Below are 17363 nucleotides of genomic sequence, written 5' to 3'. Positions count from 1 at the left end.
CCTCCATGCTTAAGACAAAGTCCACGTTGCAGTATAACAGAAACAGGCAGAAAATTCAACCTCGAAATCACTGATTCAACAAAAAGTTACGTGTTGTGATACTTTGCGGATACACAATACCACCGCGTTTGAAGTGCCATTGCATAATTTGCTCTAACGTGGCAACCATTGCGGCGTCTAAGTCATGGCGTGACAAGTCACGCAACGCCGTTACTTCAGGGTAGTTGCGCCCTGGCTCTGTCTTATCGGCGAGATAAGCACATTTTGCCAATTGGCTCATGCCAATTTGCCCGCAGACATGTGCCGCAATCGCCATTGCTACGGCACGGCTTTCACCGTAGACATCAAATGCCAAGCATGCGGACGAATAGCTGTGCAACAAGTTCAAATTTTCGTCAACACTTGACATAATACCATAGCTATGACAAATTTGCAACTGTTTTTGCAAATTTTCTTCTTTGGTGAAATCGTGCCACAGTCCGGCGCGGTAGGCGTCGTCTTCATTCACGCCGTGGCAACGCGCTAAGTCCGCTGCTGTTTCGGCAGTTCCAAGGCTGTGCTGCCAGCGTTTCGGCGATAAGATTTCGCGCACGAGCTGCTCAATTTTGGCAATGGAGAGGCGCTTGGACGGGTGCCGGTATAAATTGTGGGTGTCGATATATGTCATCACGGGGGACAATAAAGGACTGTCTTCACCACGCATAAGCTGTTGGCGCAATGCATATGAACCCGCCTCAATAGGGTCATGCGGCACGAGTGTTATCTTTGCCTGATACGTTGCCTGCATATACGTCGCTTGTCGTTGAAGCGCGATGTCATCGCGGTTGATGTTCTCTTCACGAGACAATACAGCAAAATCGACAAGTTGACATAATAACTTTACATCATACCATTGGTGTAGAGCCAACAACATATCGCCGCCCAGCGCCACAGTGATTTGCGCGTTTGGGTAGCGCGCTTGTAACCGCTGCACAGTGTCAACGGTGTAGTTTGCACCGTTTTGTGCCATTTCATCGGTGGAGATTTCTATGTTTTGAATGTTGCCGAACATGATGTTGCAAAGTTTTAAACGCTGTGTTGGTGTTGGCGAACATTCCGGCATGGGCTTATGTGTTGACTGGCCTGTCGGCATAACGAGCAGTAAGTCGGGGTGTAAGGCTCGCGAAAAGGATTGCAGTGCCGCGCGATGACCTGCGTGTGGTGGATTAAATGCGCCGCCGTATAATACTATTCGCATAGCTCGATGGTGGGTTTCTCGTTATTGCGGCGATACAGGACAAACCGTCGCCCGATGACTTGCACGACATCGGCCTTTGTCTTTTCTGCCAGGGCATTGGCGGCTTCTTTTGCCGTCAGCGGAGATGTTTCTAACACTGTGCCTTTGATGAGCTCACGCGTCGCCAATACGCCGTCAAGCTGTACAGTGATATTGTCGGTTAAGCCTGTTTTGCCGACATGAATGATGCTGTCTAAGCTGTTTGCCATAGCGCGTAATTGGGCGCGTTGTTTGCTGTTTAGCATGATTTTGTTCTCCTTGTAGGGCGGATTTCATACCAGCCCAAGAATATTGTGTGCTTTCAATGAGTGGCTATGGAATCCGCCTCTACAATAGATATTCTTTCAATTTCACCATTGCCTGCCCGCGATGGCTGATGGCATTTTTAACTTCCGACGGCAGTTCCGCCATTGTTTTTTTGTATGCAGGCAAATACACGAGCGGGTCGTAGCCGAAACCGCCGTTGCCGCGTGGATTGTGCAGCAGTTCGCCGTGGCAGTAGCCCTCGAAGTAGATAGGCGGCTTGTTTGGCAGCAGCAAACAGAGGCAACTGACAAAGTGGCAAGTGCGGTTATCTTTGTTGTTCATATTTTTGAGAAGCAGGGCGTTGCGGTCGGTATCGGTGACAGCTTGGGGCGAGCCATACTCCGCCGAATAAACGCCCGGCGCACCGCCCAACGCGTCGACACACAACCCCGAATCGTCTGCCACTACAGGCATTCCCGTCCGAATATGCGCGGCGTTGGCTTTAATCAACGCATTTTCGCGGAACGTCGTGCCTGTTTCTTCGGGTACATTATATATGCCGGCCTGCTGTAATGTCAACAGCTCGAATTTTCCATCCAGCAAGGCGTGTAATTCGGCGGCTTTTTTGGCGTTGTTGCTGGCGATGATTAGTTGCATATTTTCCTCCTGTAATAATCGCGCCACGGGCGCGGGAAAATCACCCGTCTCTGCGGGGACACCCTCTTTACAAAGAGGGTAGGGCTTGGCCGCGTTCTCGCTTTGCCTTCTTTCGCAAAAGAGGGTGGCTGGCGTAAGCCAGACGGGTGATTTTCCATTGTGCGAATGCGCAATCAAATTATCTCCCTCACAAACGCCTCAGCGTCAAACGGCATTAAATCGCCCATCTGCTCGCCCACACCGACCCATTTGACGGGTACGTCCAATGTTTCGCCGACGGCGAAGGCTACGCCGCCTTTTGCTGTACCGTCCATTTTGGTCAGCACCAGCCCTGTTAAGGCAATGGATTGCGTAAATTCAGCGGCTTGCATAAGTCCATTTTGCCCTGTTGTGGCATCGAGGACAAGCAAGCATTCGCGTGATGCATCGGGCATTTCGCGGTCGATGACGCGCCCGATTTTTGCCAGTTCTTGCATGAGATTGCTCTTGGTGTGCAGTCGTCCCGCTGTGTCGATGAGAATGACGTCGACGTCGCGCGCACGGGCGGCATTGAGTGCGTCAAATACCACGGCAGCGGGGTCTGCGCCCTCGCTTTGCCTGACAATATCTACGTTGGCACGCTTGCTCCAAATTTCCAATTGGTCGGCTGCCGCAGCGCGGAATGTGTCGCCTGCCGCCAGCAGGACGTGTTTGCCTTGTGCTTGGTAGTGGTGCGCCAACTTGCCCAGTGTGGTGGTCTTGCCCACGCCGTTGACGCCGATGACAAGAACGATTAACGGGCTGCTTTCTGCGGGCGAACAATGTTCGCCCCTACACATGCGCTTAATCAACAGTTCGCGCAGTGCCTCTTTGGCTTGCTCGGGCTCAGAGAGCTTGTCCAGCTTGATTTTATTATGCAGCTGTTCGACCAGTTCGCCGGCAAGCTCCACGCCGATGTCGGCGGTAATAAGTGCCTCTTCAAGTTCGTCATAGAAATCTTCGTCGAGCTTGCTCCGTGTGAAAACTTCGGAAAAGTGCGTTTTCAATTTGTCAAAAAATCCCATGGTGATGTGCCTCCTACAATGTAAACGTTTCTTTGGGTTTGCGTCTCAGCTTGCGCCGCACGGCAACTGCTGCGATGACGACGGCCGCCACAATGCCCAGCAAGATCAACGCCGTGGTATAATTGCCGTCCGCCACGCTGTCACCCAAATAGGCGTACAAAAACGCCCACGGCAAGTTGCCGATAATAACGGCCGCGAGGTATTGTGTCAGCGGCATTTTCGTCTTGGCGAACATATAGGGCGTAAGGCTGTAAGGGATGCCCGGCATGAAGATAATCAGTGTTGCCGCAATGCCGGGGTTGTTCACTTTTGCCATAATGCGGGTGAGGAAGCCTTGTTTCTCTTCGTTTTGCGGCCAGATACGAGCCATGAGATTCCGCATTTTGCGCCAAGCGACGAACATGATCATGTTGCCCAAAATGCGCCCTGTCATGTTGATGACTGCGCCCTGCCACACGCCATACAGCAAGCCGCTCAATGCTGCGATGCTGGCCGCGGGGATGATGGGCAGGATGATTTGAAGTATTTGCAACGCAATGAGCATCGGCACGCCGCGTGCACCATAGGTTTCGATGTGAGCGGCAATATCGGTGTCGTTGTCGAGAAAAGCGCGGATCAATGGCAACAGGTCGTTGACCATGAAGGCAATCAAGACCGCCATGCCCGCAGCGATGAGCAACGAAACGATGATGGTGCGTCGGTTCATGAGTTGCTCCCTTCAGTCGTCTTTTTGTTGTAAAGCGTTAAACACCTTCGGCATCATCAAGCGTCAGCGTGATAATTTTAGAAATGCCTTCTTCGACAGTTGTCACGCCGTAGAGTTTGTTAGCGGCCTCCATTGTGCCGCGGCGGTGGGTGATGACGATACACTGTGTGTTTCGTGCCATTTTGTCCAAATAAGCGGCAAAGCGCGTGACATTGACGTCGTCAAGCTCATGGTCAATTTCATCGAGCAGACAAAAGGGCGCGGGGCGCACTTTGAAGAGCGAAAAATATAACGCGATGGCAACCAAAGACTTCTCTCCGCCGGACAGCAATGTAATCGAACGCATTTTTTTGCCGGGGGGCTGTGCCTTGATCTCTACGCCGCAATTTAGGATATCTTCGGGGTCTTCAAGCTCTAAATATGCCGCACCGCCGCCGAATATTTCGCTGAATGTGGCACCGAAGAGTTCGTTAATTTGCGCGAATTGCCGCGTGAAAATGTTGGCCATCTGTGCGGTAATTTCTTCAATCATGGCCAAAAGCTCTTGTTGTGCGGCTGCAGCATCGTCACGCTGCTCACTGAGGTAGTTGTGACGCTCCTTCACCCTATCATATTCTTCAATGGCACCAACATTGACAGCACCCATATCGTTAATGTCCTGCCGCAACGCACCGATGCGGCGATTTGCCTTGGGCAAACTGTCGATGTCTGTCCGTGCCGCCGTTGCCGCGCTGCGTGTTAGGCCGTAATTGTCCCAAAGTTTATCAATGATGGCTTTTTCTTCGCTCTCGGCTGATTCGCGTTTCAATTCTAAGCGCGATTTCTCTTGCTCTAGTTTGATAATGTCGTCGTTATGCTCGCGGATTTGCCGTTCCACCGTGCCGCGCTTGCCCTCTAAGGCGTTGCGCCGTTCGTAGATTTCGTGTAAAGTGACGTTGAGTTTTTCTGCCTCATTGTCTTGTGCCTGTTTCTGCGTTACCAACTGTTTGATTTCGCTATCCAGACGCACTACGGATTCCTCACATGCCAGCTGATTTGCCGTGCGTGTTTCATGGTCGCCCGACAGCGACTGCCGCAGTGACTCAATGTCGGCAATGCTCTTGCGGTGCGCTAAGAGTTGCGCATCGGCCTTAAATTGTTCGTCGCGCAGTGTCGATAGGGTGTTGGTCAATGTTTCACCCTCTTGGCTTAGTGTGTTTTGGCCGGCTAAGTGATTGTCTTGCAATGCTTTTGCTTCTTCGGCGCGTTGCAGGTGGTTGGCGGCTGTGCGGGTATGTTGGTCTTGCAATTGTAACGAAGCGGTGATGGATTTACGCAGCTCTTCCAGTTGCCGCATATGCGTGACGGCAGCGGCTTCCAGCTCAGTCACACGGCGGTTGGCGTGTTCGCCCTCTGACAGCACGATACGCCGCTCGTTCTCCGCGACACGGCTCTGTTCGAGCGATGTTTCATAGTCGTAGTTGACAGCAGTGACCTCACGATCCAGTTCGAGGAACGCTTCGTTTTTGACCGCAATATCGTTTTTTAAGACATCGTGTTTGGCAATAATGCGGTCAAGTTCGTTACGGCGGGAGAGAATATTGGTTGTTCTTGCCAAACTGCCGCCCGTCATACTGCCGCCGGCATGGATAATTTGCCCATCAAGTGTGACGATTCTAAATTGATGCTTGTACGCCCGCGACAGCGCAATCGCCGCGTCGATGTGTTCTGCCACAACGGTGCGACCCAGCAATTGCGCAATAATGCCGCTGTATTGGCTGTCGTATTGCACAAGATGGCTGGCGATACCGACAAAGCCGGAGGCACTTTGCAGAGATGGCTCGTTGAGTTCCCGCCCACGCACGGCGGTAATGGGCAAGAAAGTCGCCCTCCCGCTGTTGCGCGCCTTGAGTAGTGAGATGGCGGCTTTGGCATCATCTTCGTTGTCAACGACAATGTTCTGTAATGCGCCGCCCAGCGTGGTTTCAATGGCGGCGGCGTATTTGTCCTCGACCGTGATAATATCGCCAATTGCGCCGTGAATACCTTGCAATGCCTGGTTCTTTGCGTTGTTCATCACGGTTTTGACTGAGTTGGAAAACCCCTCGTATTCGCGCTCCATGGCTGTCAATGTCGTGCGTCGTGCCAGCAGTTCGCGTTCGTTTAAGCGCAACAATTCCAGTTCGGCGCGTTGTTGTTCCAACTTTTTGCCGCGTGTTTCGCGCCGTAACTCATAGCCTTGTAATATGTTTTTATGTGCCGTCAGGGTTTCGTCGATGTCGCGTAATTTTTGGTTGTATTGGTCTAAATCGGTGCGGGCTTGTGTTAAAACTGCCTCGTTTTCAGTCTGTGCTTGTGAAATGCTGTCGATTTGTGCGTGCCATTGCGCCACTGCGGCCTGTTCGGCGGCCAACTGCGTACTGCACTCTGCTGCCGCTGCCCGGGCTGTCTGCTCGGTCAAACGTGCGTCGTCTAACGCCAACGCAATGCCGCTGGTGTTCTCTTGCAACGCGTTGAGTTCTCTGCGTAAGAGAGTTTCTTGTTCAGAAAGAAGAGCTCGTGACTGTTCCAATGTTTCGATGGCGGTTTGTTCGCCTTCGATTTGCTGCACTAAATCCTCATCGCGCGTTAAGTGCGTCTGCAATTCTTCGTGCAAGCGTTGTGCGGTTTGCTGTTGATGTTCGCGCTCGGTTTGTTTGACAGCGCGGAGGGTTTCAGTCTCGGCGGCTTGTTCTTGCGCTTGGTTGTACTGTTGGCGACATTCCTCCGCGGCAATGTTGCTGACTTCCAGTGTTTCGTCAATTCCAGTCGATTCGGCATACAATGCCTCTATGCCGGCCTTGCGTGCCATGAATTGTTCGTCGGCAATGCGGCATTCGGCGCGTGCCTTGTCACCGTCGCGGCGCAAGTTGTCCAAATTTTCGAGCCACACATTGATTTCAAGCTGCCGCAACTCATCCCGTGCCAGCAAATATCGTTTGGCGACTTCAGCTTGTTCGACAAGCGGGTCGAGCTGCCATTGCAGTTCGTCGATTTTATCTTGAATACGCACGAGATTGTCGTCGGCATGCTTTAATTTGCGCTGGCTCTCCTCTTTGCGCACGCGATAGCGGGCAATGCCCGCCGCCTCTTCAAATATACGCCGGCGGTCGCCCGAACGCTCGCTGATGACTTCGCTGATGCGGCCTTGCCCGATAATGGAGTAGCCGTCGCGCCCCAATCCGGTATCGAGGAACAAATCGGATACGTCTTTGAGCCGTACCGAGGCTTTGTTGATATAATATTCGCTCTCGCCCGAACGGTACAGCCGTCGCGTAATGACGACTTCGTCGCCGTCGTAAGCAATGCCGCGGGCAGTGTTGTCCAGTACAATAGATGCCTCGCAAAAACCCACAGCATTGCGCTTGGCTGTGCCGTGGAAGATGAGTTCATCCATTTTCTTTTCGCAGCGCAAGGTGCGGCAATTCTGCTCACCCAATACCCAGCGCACGGCGTCGCCAACATTGCTTTTGCCGCTGCCATTGGGGCCAACGACCGCCGTCACGCCCTCGCCGAAATCGAGCAGTGTCTTGTCCGGAAAGGATTTGAAGCCGTGCAGTTCTAATCGTTTTAATACCATGTCTTATCACCCATCGCCATTTCGGCGGCTTTTTGTTCGGCTTCTTTGCGACTATGTCCGTTGCCTGTGCCGCGTTTGATGTCGTCAATGGCGACCGATGCGGTGAATGTTTTAGCGTGTTCGGGTCCCGTCTCACTGTCAAGCGAGTAAGCGATTTTTCGCCCTTGTTGTCGTTGCACGATTTCTTGTAATTGCGTTTTGTAATCGTTGAAAGCACTGGCTTTGACCACGATATCGCAAATATGCTGCTGATAAAAATCCCGTGCCGCCACCACACCGCCGTCCAGATAAATGGCCGCTAGCAATGCCTCGACAACGTCGGCCAGCACAGACGGGCGCGTTTGCCCGCCCGCTGACAACTCACCTTTGCCTAAGCGGATGACCTTGCCCAGTTCCAGTGATTTTGCCACTGCGCATAGGCTCGGTTCGCAAATTAGCTGTGAGCGCAGCTTGGTCAGCTCGCCCTCCGGCATGGTGGGGTGGGCTTGATATAAGTATTCGGCAGTCAACATTCCCAGCACAGCGTCTCCCAGAAATTCTAAACGCTCATATGAACCCTGAGAGCTACGCCGATGTTCGTTGGCGTGTGAGCTGTGTGTTAACGCCATTTCGAGCAGGGCGGGGGATTGGAACGTGTAGCCAATGCGCGCTCCAAAATTGATGTTGATTGTGCCGGTCATGAGAGCTGCTCCTGAATATAGCCACAGGCATTGCCCGCTGCATAGTTTTTCGCCTGCCGGATTGCGCCACAGATTGCCTTGGCATTGCTGCTGCCGTGTGCCTTGATAACGGGCTTGGCAATGCCGAGCAAGGGTGCGCCGCCTGTTTCAGTATAGTCCATCATTTTTTTGAATGCTGCCATGTCTTTTTTTAGCAATGCGCCGGCAATTTTGGTTTTGCCATTTTTATAAATGATGTCTTTGAGCGATTTGGCAAAAAACAGCCCCACGCCCTCCATCGTTTTGAGCAAAATATTACCGCTGAACCCGTCAGAAATCAGCACATCACACACGCCGAACGGCATGTCGCGCGCCTCGGCGTTGCCAATAAAGTTGATTTTATTGGCTTCATGCGCCTGTTTGAGCAGTTGATACGCCTCGCGATGCACGGCCGTGCCTTTGCCCTCTTCGCTGCCGATGTTGAGCAGTCCAACACGCGGGTTGTCGAGCAATAACGTTTTCTTTGCGTATGCGTAGCCCATGAGTGCGAATTGGTAGAGGTATTCGGCTGTACACTCGACATTTGCCCCACAGTCCAGCAACAGCACGCCGCCATTTGAAGATGGCAAGATCGGTGCCAATGCCGCGCGCCGAATACCGCGAATACGCTTGACTGTCAGTGTTGACATGGCGAGCAGTGCGCCTGTATTGCCCGCGCTGATGACAGCATCGCCCTGCCCTTCGGCAAGCAGACGTAATGCGACCGCCATTGAACTATCCGGCTTTTCGCGCATAACCGCTCCGGCGTCATCTTCCATTTCAACTACCTGCTCGGCATTGAAAATCTCGATATTGGCCGGGAATTGCTGTATGTCAAGCTGTTCACAGGCCCCTATAATAGAAACCTCGCGCCCGACAAGCAAAATTTGACCATCAAAGTCTGCCTCCAACGCTCCTTTGACAATCTCTAACGGCGCGTGGTCGCCACTCATCGCATCAATAATCAGTTTCATACGGCTCCTCCAATTTTGCTCAAAATATAGTCTCTCACCATCTCCAAAGCTTTCTCCGATGGCATCGAACCATTGAGAATCATATCTGCCCGCCACTTCGACGGCTCAACATACTCGTCATGTCTGTATCGCACCAAATCAAGATAAATATCCGACATATAGCCAAAAATCTCATCAACTGTAACATTCCCCCAAGCGCCTGAATAATAACGCTTCAATCGCCGCACAATCCGCTCATCGACTTGACAATCGATATAAATTTTCAAATCACATTGCGAATAAATCTCCTTAAATGCAAATGCCAGAGCACCTTCGATTAAAATAATTTCCGTACTTTGTTTGGTTTGCGAAATTGCATCCAACAACCGCGGGAAATCAATGGTGTCAGGATGATTATGGTCGGGATATTCTTTGTCCGCAATAGGTGCTTTGGCGCGTGGCAACTGTTCATCGGCCTTGAAATAGTGATCCATATGAAAGACATTTATATTATACCCATCAAGAGTTTCGGCAAGCGCATGGCAAAAAGTAGTTTTCCCGCTTGCGCTGCCACCGGCAATACCTACGATAAACGGCATGATTCCTCACTCCTCATAATATAATTCACGCAATGCTCGCTCAGAAATGGTGCGATAACGCTCCCGCTTGTCTCTAATTCGTTGCTCTAAAGGCGGCAACAATCCGAAATTGATATTCATTGGTTGAAAATTCACTATAGCGGGATTGGAAATATAATGTGCCAATGCGCCGATTGCCGTGGTCTCTGGGAATTCAATGCCCAATGCCGCTACCAACCCACTTGCGCATGATTCCACATAGCCCTCTACGCCTGTCATTTGCCCTGCAAAGGCAATACGCGGCTCGCTTTTCAATCGAAAACAAGCGTCTAAATGTCGTGGCGAATCAATATATGTGTTGCGATGCATAACGCCGTAGCGCATATATTCGGCGTTGCGCAACGCGGGAATCATGCCGAAAACGCGCCTCTGTTCACCGAATGTCAAATGTGTTTGGCAACCGACCAAATTGAGTAAATCGCCGGCCGCATTATCTTTGCGGAGTTGCAACACAGCATAATGTTTCTCGCCGTCCGGACCACTTAATCCAACAGGTTTAAACGCTCCGTATCGTAAGGCGTCTTCACCCCGTCGTGCCAGTACCTCGACAGGCAAACAGCCCTCGAACACCCGCGAATCTTCAAAATCCCGCAGTTGCGCTTGTTCCGCTGTCGCTAAGGCTTGCACAAAGGCTTGATATTGTGACTTATCGAGTGGACAATTGACGTAATCGGGCGTGCCTTTGTCGTAGCGGCTACCCCAAAACGCATGTGTCATGTCAATGCTTTCCAGCGTGACAATCGGTGCAGCGGCATCGAAGAAAAAGAGCGGCGTGCCGAGTTTTGCGGCAATATCGTCTGCCAACTTTCCTTGTGTGAGTGGCCCTGATGCTATGATTACGCGCCCATCATTGGGGATAGTATCAACTTCGCCCTCGATAATGGTAATGTTTTCGTGTGTTTGAATCTTCTCGGTAACAAGCCGTGCAAATGCTTCGCGATCTACGGCAAGTGCGCCGCCGGCAGGTACACGCGTGACATCGGCACATGAAATAATGAGCGAATTCATTCGCCGCAGCTCTTCTTTGAGTAGCCCGACAGCATTCTCTAAACTGTCGCCGCGCAGGGAATTGGAGCAAACAAGCTCGGCGTAATATGGGCTTTGATGCGCGGGCGACATGGCATGCGGTTTCATTTCGTGCAGTTTGATCTGCACGTTGCGCTCGGCAAGTTGCCATGCGGCCTCGCAGCCTGCAAGACCCGCGCCTATAATGGTGACTGTCGTCATGCTTTCTCCTTCGCCGCGGGCTTTTTGGCGGCGGGTTTCTTCTTAGCAGGGGCTTTCTTTTTTGCCGCAGGCTTTTTCTCGGGCGGCGCGCCGTCAGGTGCTTCGTTGTCTTTTTCACCGTCGTCGGTTTTCGCCTTCTTCTTATAATAGCCGCGCTGGTCTTCCGGCAAAAACGACACACATTCCGCATTGATACAGAACGATTTATTGTTGCCTTTGCCCGATTTTTTGAACAGCGACTTGCCGCAATCGGCGCAAATTTCGGACGTTGGCGCGTCCCAGCTCATAAACGGACAGTCGGGATTTTTTTCGCAACCATAATAGGCGTAGCCTTTTTTTGATTTCTTTTTAAGAATTTTTGCGCCGCAAGTTGGGCATGTGCCGGGTGCTTCGACGGCAAGCGGTTTAGTGTTCTTGCATTCGGGATAGTTTTTACACGCCAAAAACCGTCCGAACCGCCCCGATTTAATAACCATCGGCCCTTGACACAAGTCGCAAACGATGTCGCTTTCCTCGTCGGGGATTTTCAGCCGTCCCTCTGCCAATGACGCTTCACCTTCGGCCATGCTCTTGGAGAATGTGGCATAAAACTCATCAAGCAATTGTTTCCACGGCTTCTTGCCGCTCTCGACTTCATCGAGCAACGACTCCATGCGCGCAGAGAATTCCACGTCAATGACATCGGTGAACTTATCTTTCATAAAGCCTGTCACGACTTCGCCCAACGGGGTGGGACGCAAGGCTTTGCCTTCTTTTAAGACGTACTCGCGGTCTTGGATGGTGCTAATCGTCGGTGCATACGTCGACGGTCGCCCAATACCGCGTTCTTCCATGGCGCGAATAAGGGTCGCCTCATTGTATCGTGCGGGCGGTTGTGTAAAGTGCTGCGATGGGTCAATCGTCTGCAACGAAAGTGGTTCGCCCTTTGTTAAATTGGGCAGGGGGCTTTCGGCTTTTTCGTCGTCGTCATTGGATTCTTCATAAATGGCGGTAAAACCGGCAAACTTAATTTGCGTATGATTGGCACGGAAAATCCAGCCGGCACTGATGGTATCAATGGTCAGTGTATCGTAAACCGCATGCGACATCTGACACGCCATAAACCGCGCCCAAATGAGTTTGTAAACCTTGTACTGGTCGGCAGAAAGGTCATCGCGAATCATGTCGGGTGACAAGTCGGCCTGTGACGGACGGATGGCTTCGTGGGCGTCTTGCGCGTTCTTTTTCGACTTAAATACACGCGGCGCGGCGGGCAAATAAGCATCGCCGAATCGCTGTTTGATATAATCCCGCGCCTCGGCGACGGCATCATCGGACAGGCGCAACGAGTCGGTACGCATATAGGTAATCAAGCCTGTCAGTCCGCCGTTTGTCAGCTCAATGCCTTCGTAAAGCTGTTGCGCAATTGCCATGACGCGCTTGGCTGTCATGTTAAACTTGCGGCTGGCGTCTTGTTGTAGCGTTGAGGTAATAAAGGGCGGTGCGGGGTTACGCTTTTTCTCAGTGTTTTTGCAGTTGTGTACGCTAAACGGCGCGTTTTGCACGTCGTTGACGATGTTTTGCGTTGACGCCTCATCGGACAAATCAACACGCCCGTCGGCATTGCCGTAAAACTTCGCCTTGAACGCGCCTTGTGCGTTGATGCGCTCCAAATCGACGGAAATTTCCCAGTATTCCTCGGGATTAAATGCGCGGATTTCTTCTTCGCGGTCAACGACAAGCCGCGTTGCCACCGACTGCACACGCCCTGCCGACAGCCGTGATTTAATCTTTTTCCACAGCAACGGGCTGAGCTGATAGCCCACAATGCGGTCAAGCACACGCCGTGCCTGCTGCGCGTCAACCAAATCCATATCGATGGCGCGCGGATTGTCTATGGACGCCTTGACAACTTTGGGCGTGATTTCATTAAACACCACGCGCAACGCCTTGTCGTCGTCTAAATTGAGCATCTCTTTGAGATGCCAGCTAATGGCTTCACCCTCGCGATCCGGGTCAGTTGCGAGGTAGACAGCGTCGGCCTTTTTGGCGTCTTTTTCCAATGCACGGACAGTTTCCTGCTTACCCTCAAGCGGTTTATATTCCATGGCGTAGCCGTTGTCGATGTCGACGCCCATTTTGCTTTTGGGTAGGTCACGCACGTGACCCATCGTGGCTTTGACAATGTAACCTTTGCCGAGATACTTGCCGATAGTTTTTGCCTTAGCAGGTGATTCTACAATGACTAGTTTGGACATAGTTCCTCCAATTTAATTGTAACTTATATGATACGTCTTTCCGCCGCGGTCAACAATCGCGCCGTAAGTTTCTAGCATGGTCAAGTGTGCCAGTAGTTCATTGATAGGCATATCAAAATGCGCGGCAAGCTGCTCCATAGTGCGCTCACGGGTGGCGATAAATGTCAACACCTCACGTTCGGGTGGACTGAATTGGGACAAGTCGAAAGTTGGGGGTGTAGGGTGCGGTGACTTCAATGTGTCGGTACGGTCATCACGTTTAATGACATGGAGCGTGCCGAAACTGTCATGCCCTGCGGACTTTGGCAATTTTTCCACACCGGGAATATCCTCTAAAATATCGTCCGCACAGTCGACCAATTTGGCAACTTGCTGTTTGATAAGAGTATTGGGCTTCTTACTCAGCGGGTCATCGTGTCGTCCGGGTAGTGCGAATACGGCTCGTCCTTGGTTGAAGGCGAGATTGGCCGTAATGCCTGCGCCGCTTTTAGATTTCCCCTGAATGATGAGCGCGCCGTCGCACAGGCCACTGATGATGCGATTACGTGCCGGAAAATGTTCGGACTTGGGAGCTGTGCCCGGTGGGTATTCACTTAAAATTGCGCCGTTTTCAAGAATTTGGCGGTATAATGTGTCGTTGCCTTTGGGATACGGAATATCTACACCGCAACCCAAAACGGCAACAGTGGGTTCGCCTGCCCGCAACGCGCCGCGATGAGCAGCAGCATCAATGCCCTCTGCCATGCCCGATACAATGAGCAAGCCGCCTTTTGCCAATTGGCTTGCAAATGTTTCGGCATAAAGTTTACCCATTTCGCTGGGTTCACGTGCGCCGACAATGGCAAGCGACGGCTGTGGTTTGGGCAAATTGCCAAGACAGTACAATAGCATGGGCGGGTCGTGAATGTTGTTTAGCTTTTCGGGATAACGTGCATCATTGAAGGGCAGGAGGTCGATTTGCAGCCGTTGACAGCGCTCTAAAATAGAGGTGGCGATAGTGGTGTCCTTACGACTTAATGCATTGAGTGCCTTTGGCGGCACACCATATTGCACATACCAGTCACTATCGCCGCGATAAATACGCTCAATGTCGCCAACCGTGTTCCATAACGAAGCCTTTTGAAAGTGTGTCATAGGTGTACACAAGCCAAACCATAGCCAATATAATAATTCATTATGCATGACTTACCTCCGCATTTCCCACATCAAAATTCCGCCCGCCACCGCAGCATTTAAGCTGTCACTGCCTATTGGAATTGACACAACAGCAGTTGCGGCGTTGCGGAGTGCTTCCGATACGCCTGCGCCTTCGTTGCCAATGACGAGCAAACCATCACGCCCTTGCAAATGGGAGGGTGTAAGGGCATTGTCGGCATGTGCCGCGACATAGCAATCAATGTCGTTAAGCATGACAAGCAAGTCAGCACGTGCCACCGTGAAGGCATTCAACTGGAACAATGCGCCTGCTGTTGCACGGACGACCTTGGGGCTATATATGTCGGCCGTACCGCTCAGCGTAACCACAGAAGAAAAGCCAAATGCCGCCGCTGTACGCAACAACGTGCCGACATTGCCGGGGTCTTGCACACCGTCAAGGACTAAATGTTTGCCCGATTGCAAAATATCCGAGGAAAGTTGCTGGGAGGGTAGGGGACATGTGAAGAAGATCGGTGCGGTGGATTCGACAGGCACAAGGGATGCCATCAATTCAGCGCTAAATGCCATTTGTAAAGGTAACTGCCCTCGAGCGGTCGCGAATACGTCGCCTGACTGTAATTTCGCCATCACCTCAGGCGTTGCCGCGACTCTATCCACTGCTATGCCACACGCTACAGCTTCTTGCAACAAGTGCATTGCTCCCGCCACAGGGAACAGGCCGGTGCGTTGCCGTTCACGGCGGTCGTCGCACAGCTTGCGCAGTTGCTTGTACATGGGATTGTGACGGCTGCTAATCAATTGGTTACTCATAGTTTAGAATTGCCGTCAATGCCTGTTCCGCCAGCCGATAATTACTCTCCACACTCTCTGCTGTTCGCAGACGCATAAACACATAATACGGTTGATCGCTGCGTCCAATGCGTTGGAACATCGGTGTTTGGCTAACATCAAGCGGGTTATTGTCAGGTTCAAAGAAACGGGAAAACTGTTCGCGCATCGCGGCGTCAACAACGTATAATACAATGCTTGGGTCATTGAAATAAATCATCGCCTGCTGCGTGTGTTGGTAGAAATTAGGGTTGGCACGGGACAGGCCGAGAACGTGGACGTGAGAAACGGCTCGGCCATCGCCGTTTTGGTCACCTAATTCGTTGGAAAGGAGTCGTGAAAGCTCAGGCGCGTCGGGAAAAATAACGCTGCCTTGGGTTAAAATCACCATCTGAAAGTCAGGCGGACGATTGCGTATCAGTGTTATCACAAAACTCGTTGCACCAATCAGCAGCACACAAGCGATGATAAAATGTATCTTATAATGATACCAGAAGACATTGATAAACCAGTATCGCAATCCGTTGCCTTGCGGCTTTTGCGGTGTGGGCGAGCGATCGTCGCCTATGGGCAAATGTCCGCCTTGCCCTACGATTTTAACATTCATTTGGCAATCGGTTTCATCGTGGGGAATAAAATCACGTCACGGATGCTGGCGCTGTTGGTCAGCAGCATAATCCAACGGTCAATGCCCAGCCCAATCCCGCCTGTCGGTGGCATGCCATACTCTAACGCATTGAGGAAGTCCTCATCCAAATCATTTGCTTCGTCATCACCTGCGGCTTTTAACGCCGCTTGCCGCTCAAAACGTTGCCGCTGGTCAATGGGGTCATTTAATTCAGAGAAAGCGTTGCCCAACTCGCCCAGAAGGCTGAAAATTTCAAAACGGTCAGTCAAGCGCGCGTCATCGTTGCATCGTTTGGCAAGTGGTGATACTTCAACAGGGTGGCGCGTGATAAAGGTTGGTTGAATAATTTTATCTTCGGCGCGTTGGTCAAAGCATTCAAACAGCGCGTCACCCCACGACTCGTTGCCTTTGACAGCAAGTCCAAGCGATTTCATTGCCGTGCGAGCGTCTTCGTCGTCGGTAAATGACAGGAAATCTATGCCTGTATATTGCTTGACAACATCAATCATCGACAGCCGCGGCCATGGGGCTTTGAGGCTGATGGGCGTGCCTTGATATTCGATTTCAGTTGTACCGAGCACTTCCTGTGCCACATGGGTAATTAGTTGCTCACAACGTTCCATCATGCCGTCGCAGTTGGTGTATGCCTCATAGAACTCCAACATAGTAAACTCGGGATTATGCTTGATACTCATACCCTCGTTGCGAAAATTGCGATTGAGCTCATATACCTTCTCAAACCCGCCAACAATCAGGCGTTTGAGCGGCAGTTCCGGCGCGATGCGCAATGTCATATCCAACCCCAACGTATTGTGGTGTGTGCAAAATGGGCGTGCTGTAGCACCCGTGACAAGAGTGTTGAGAATCGGTGTCTCAACTTCCAAAAAGCCGCGTTCGTCCAGCCAACGCCGCATGGCACTGATAATTTTTGAACGCAGCTCAAAAGTACGCTTGACATCGGCATTCATAATCAAGTCCAAATAACGTTGGCGATAACGCAGTTCTGTGTCGGTCAAACCGTGAAATTTCTCCGGCAATGGTTTGAGCGATTTTGCCAGCAATGCCACATTGTTGGCTTTTAGAGACATCTCGCCGCGTTTGGTGCGAAATATTGTGCCGCTGACGCCAATCATGTCGCCAATATCAAACCTTTTGTAAATGTCTTCATATTGTCCATCCGGTAAGGCATCGGCACGGACATAGAATTGCAGGCGGCCGCTGCCGTCTTGCAAATCGCAAAATGAGGCTTTGCCCATGTCACGCATGGACATAATGCGCCCTGCTATTGTGCCTTGCGTACCTTCAAGCATGTCAAAATTTTCACGAATGTCCTGTGTCGTGAGCGTACGATCAAACGCCGTTACGGCAAACGGGTCTTGTCCTGTCTGCTGCAGCGCCGCCAACTTGGCGCGACGAATTTGCAAAAATTCGCGCTCTGAAATTTGGTTTTCGGGGGGCGTGTTCATGCCA

The 17363-nt window shown here is 51.6% G+C and carries 15 protein-coding genes; all 15 read right to left on the bottom strand.

Features of this window, described 5'->3' with window-relative positions; genetic code table 11:
• Positions 1–67: 67 nt before the first annotated feature.
• A complete protein-coding gene (gene yqeK / locus FWE06_05800) occupies positions 68–1237 on the bottom strand; it encodes a bis(5'-nucleosyl)-tetraphosphatase (symmetrical) YqeK (GenBank protein ID MCL2546694.1) in 1170 nt (389 codons plus the stop codon).
• The gene (locus tag FWE06_05795; GenBank protein ID MCL2546693.1) at positions 1228–1521 is read right to left on the bottom strand and encodes a YhbY family RNA-binding protein; all 294 of its coding nucleotides are present in this window, start codon (positions 1519–1521) and stop codon (positions 1228–1230) included. Before FWE06_05795 ends, yqeK begins: the two co-directional genes overlap by 10 nt.
• An 82-nt stretch (positions 1522–1603) precedes the next feature.
• A complete protein-coding gene (gene rdgB, locus FWE06_05790) occupies positions 1604–2179 on the bottom strand; it encodes an RdgB/HAM1 family non-canonical purine NTP pyrophosphatase (GenBank protein MCL2546692.1) in 576 nt (191 codons plus the stop codon).
• Positions 2180–2352: 173 nt separating this feature from the next.
• Positions 2353–3222: a signal recognition particle-docking protein FtsY gene (gene ftsY, locus FWE06_05785; GenBank protein ID MCL2546691.1), complete on the bottom strand. Its 870-nt coding sequence runs from the start codon at positions 3220–3222 to the stop codon at positions 2353–2355.
• A gap of 13 nt (positions 3223–3235) precedes the next feature.
• The gene (locus FWE06_05780) at positions 3236–3928 is read right to left on the bottom strand and encodes a VTT domain-containing protein (protein MCL2546690.1); all 693 of its coding nucleotides are present in this window, start codon (positions 3926–3928) and stop codon (positions 3236–3238) included.
• A gap of 37 nt (positions 3929–3965) precedes the next feature.
• A complete protein-coding gene (gene smc / locus FWE06_05775; GenBank protein ID MCL2546689.1) occupies positions 3966–7526 on the bottom strand; it encodes a chromosome segregation protein SMC in 3561 nt (1186 codons plus the stop codon).
• Positions 7517–8206 carry a ribonuclease III gene (gene rnc / locus FWE06_05770; protein ID MCL2546688.1) on the bottom strand — a complete coding sequence of 230 codons (690 nt, stop codon included), beginning with the start codon at positions 8204–8206 and terminating at the stop codon, positions 7517–7519. Before rnc ends, smc begins: the two co-directional genes overlap by 10 nt.
• Positions 8203–9198, bottom strand: a complete 996-nt coding sequence (gene plsX / locus FWE06_05765) for a phosphate acyltransferase PlsX (GenBank protein ID MCL2546687.1) — start codon at positions 9196–9198, stop codon at positions 8203–8205. The genes rnc and plsX overlap by 4 nt, the downstream gene beginning before the upstream one ends.
• Entirely contained in the window at positions 9195–9776 is a 582-nt protein-coding gene (locus FWE06_05760; protein ID MCL2546686.1) for an AAA family ATPase, read from the bottom strand. Before FWE06_05760 ends, plsX begins: the two co-directional genes overlap by 4 nt.
• A gap of 6 nt (positions 9777–9782) precedes the next feature.
• Positions 9783–11042 (bottom strand): methylenetetrahydrofolate--tRNA-(uracil(54)-C(5))-methyltransferase (FADH(2)-oxidizing) TrmFO, encoded by a 1260-nt coding sequence (gene trmFO / locus FWE06_05755; protein MCL2546685.1) that lies wholly within the window; start codon positions 11040–11042, stop codon positions 9783–9785.
• Positions 11039–13279 carry a type I DNA topoisomerase gene (gene topA, locus FWE06_05750; protein ID MCL2546684.1) on the bottom strand — a complete coding sequence of 747 codons (2241 nt, stop codon included), beginning with the start codon at positions 13277–13279 and terminating at the stop codon, positions 11039–11041. The genes trmFO and topA overlap by 4 nt, the downstream gene beginning before the upstream one ends.
• 12 nt (positions 13280–13291) lie before the next feature.
• Complete coding sequence (gene dprA / locus FWE06_05745) at positions 13292–14461, bottom strand: DNA-processing protein DprA (protein ID MCL2546683.1); 1170 nt, start codon at positions 14459–14461, stop codon at positions 13292–13294.
• 3 nt (positions 14462–14464) lie between these two features.
• Positions 14465–15247: an RNA methyltransferase gene (locus FWE06_05740; protein ID MCL2546682.1), complete on the bottom strand. Its 783-nt coding sequence runs from the start codon at positions 15245–15247 to the stop codon at positions 14465–14467.
• Positions 15240–15872 (bottom strand): hypothetical protein, encoded by a 633-nt coding sequence (locus FWE06_05735; GenBank protein MCL2546681.1) that lies wholly within the window; start codon positions 15870–15872, stop codon positions 15240–15242. Before FWE06_05735 ends, FWE06_05740 begins: the two co-directional genes overlap by 8 nt.
• Positions 15869–17359 (bottom strand): lysine--tRNA ligase, encoded by a 1491-nt coding sequence (gene lysS, locus FWE06_05730; protein MCL2546680.1) that lies wholly within the window; start codon positions 17357–17359, stop codon positions 15869–15871. The genes FWE06_05735 and lysS overlap by 4 nt, the downstream gene beginning before the upstream one ends.
• Positions 17360–17363 lie beyond the last annotated feature (4 nt).

The sequence above is a fragment of the Oscillospiraceae bacterium genome, assembly GCA_009780275.1.
Taxonomy (GTDB): Bacteria; Bacillota; Clostridia; order Oscillospirales; family UBA929; genus WRAI01.
The sequence above is the reverse complement of the archived record's forward strand: the minus strand, read 5'-3'. Positions and strand labels throughout refer to the sequence as shown.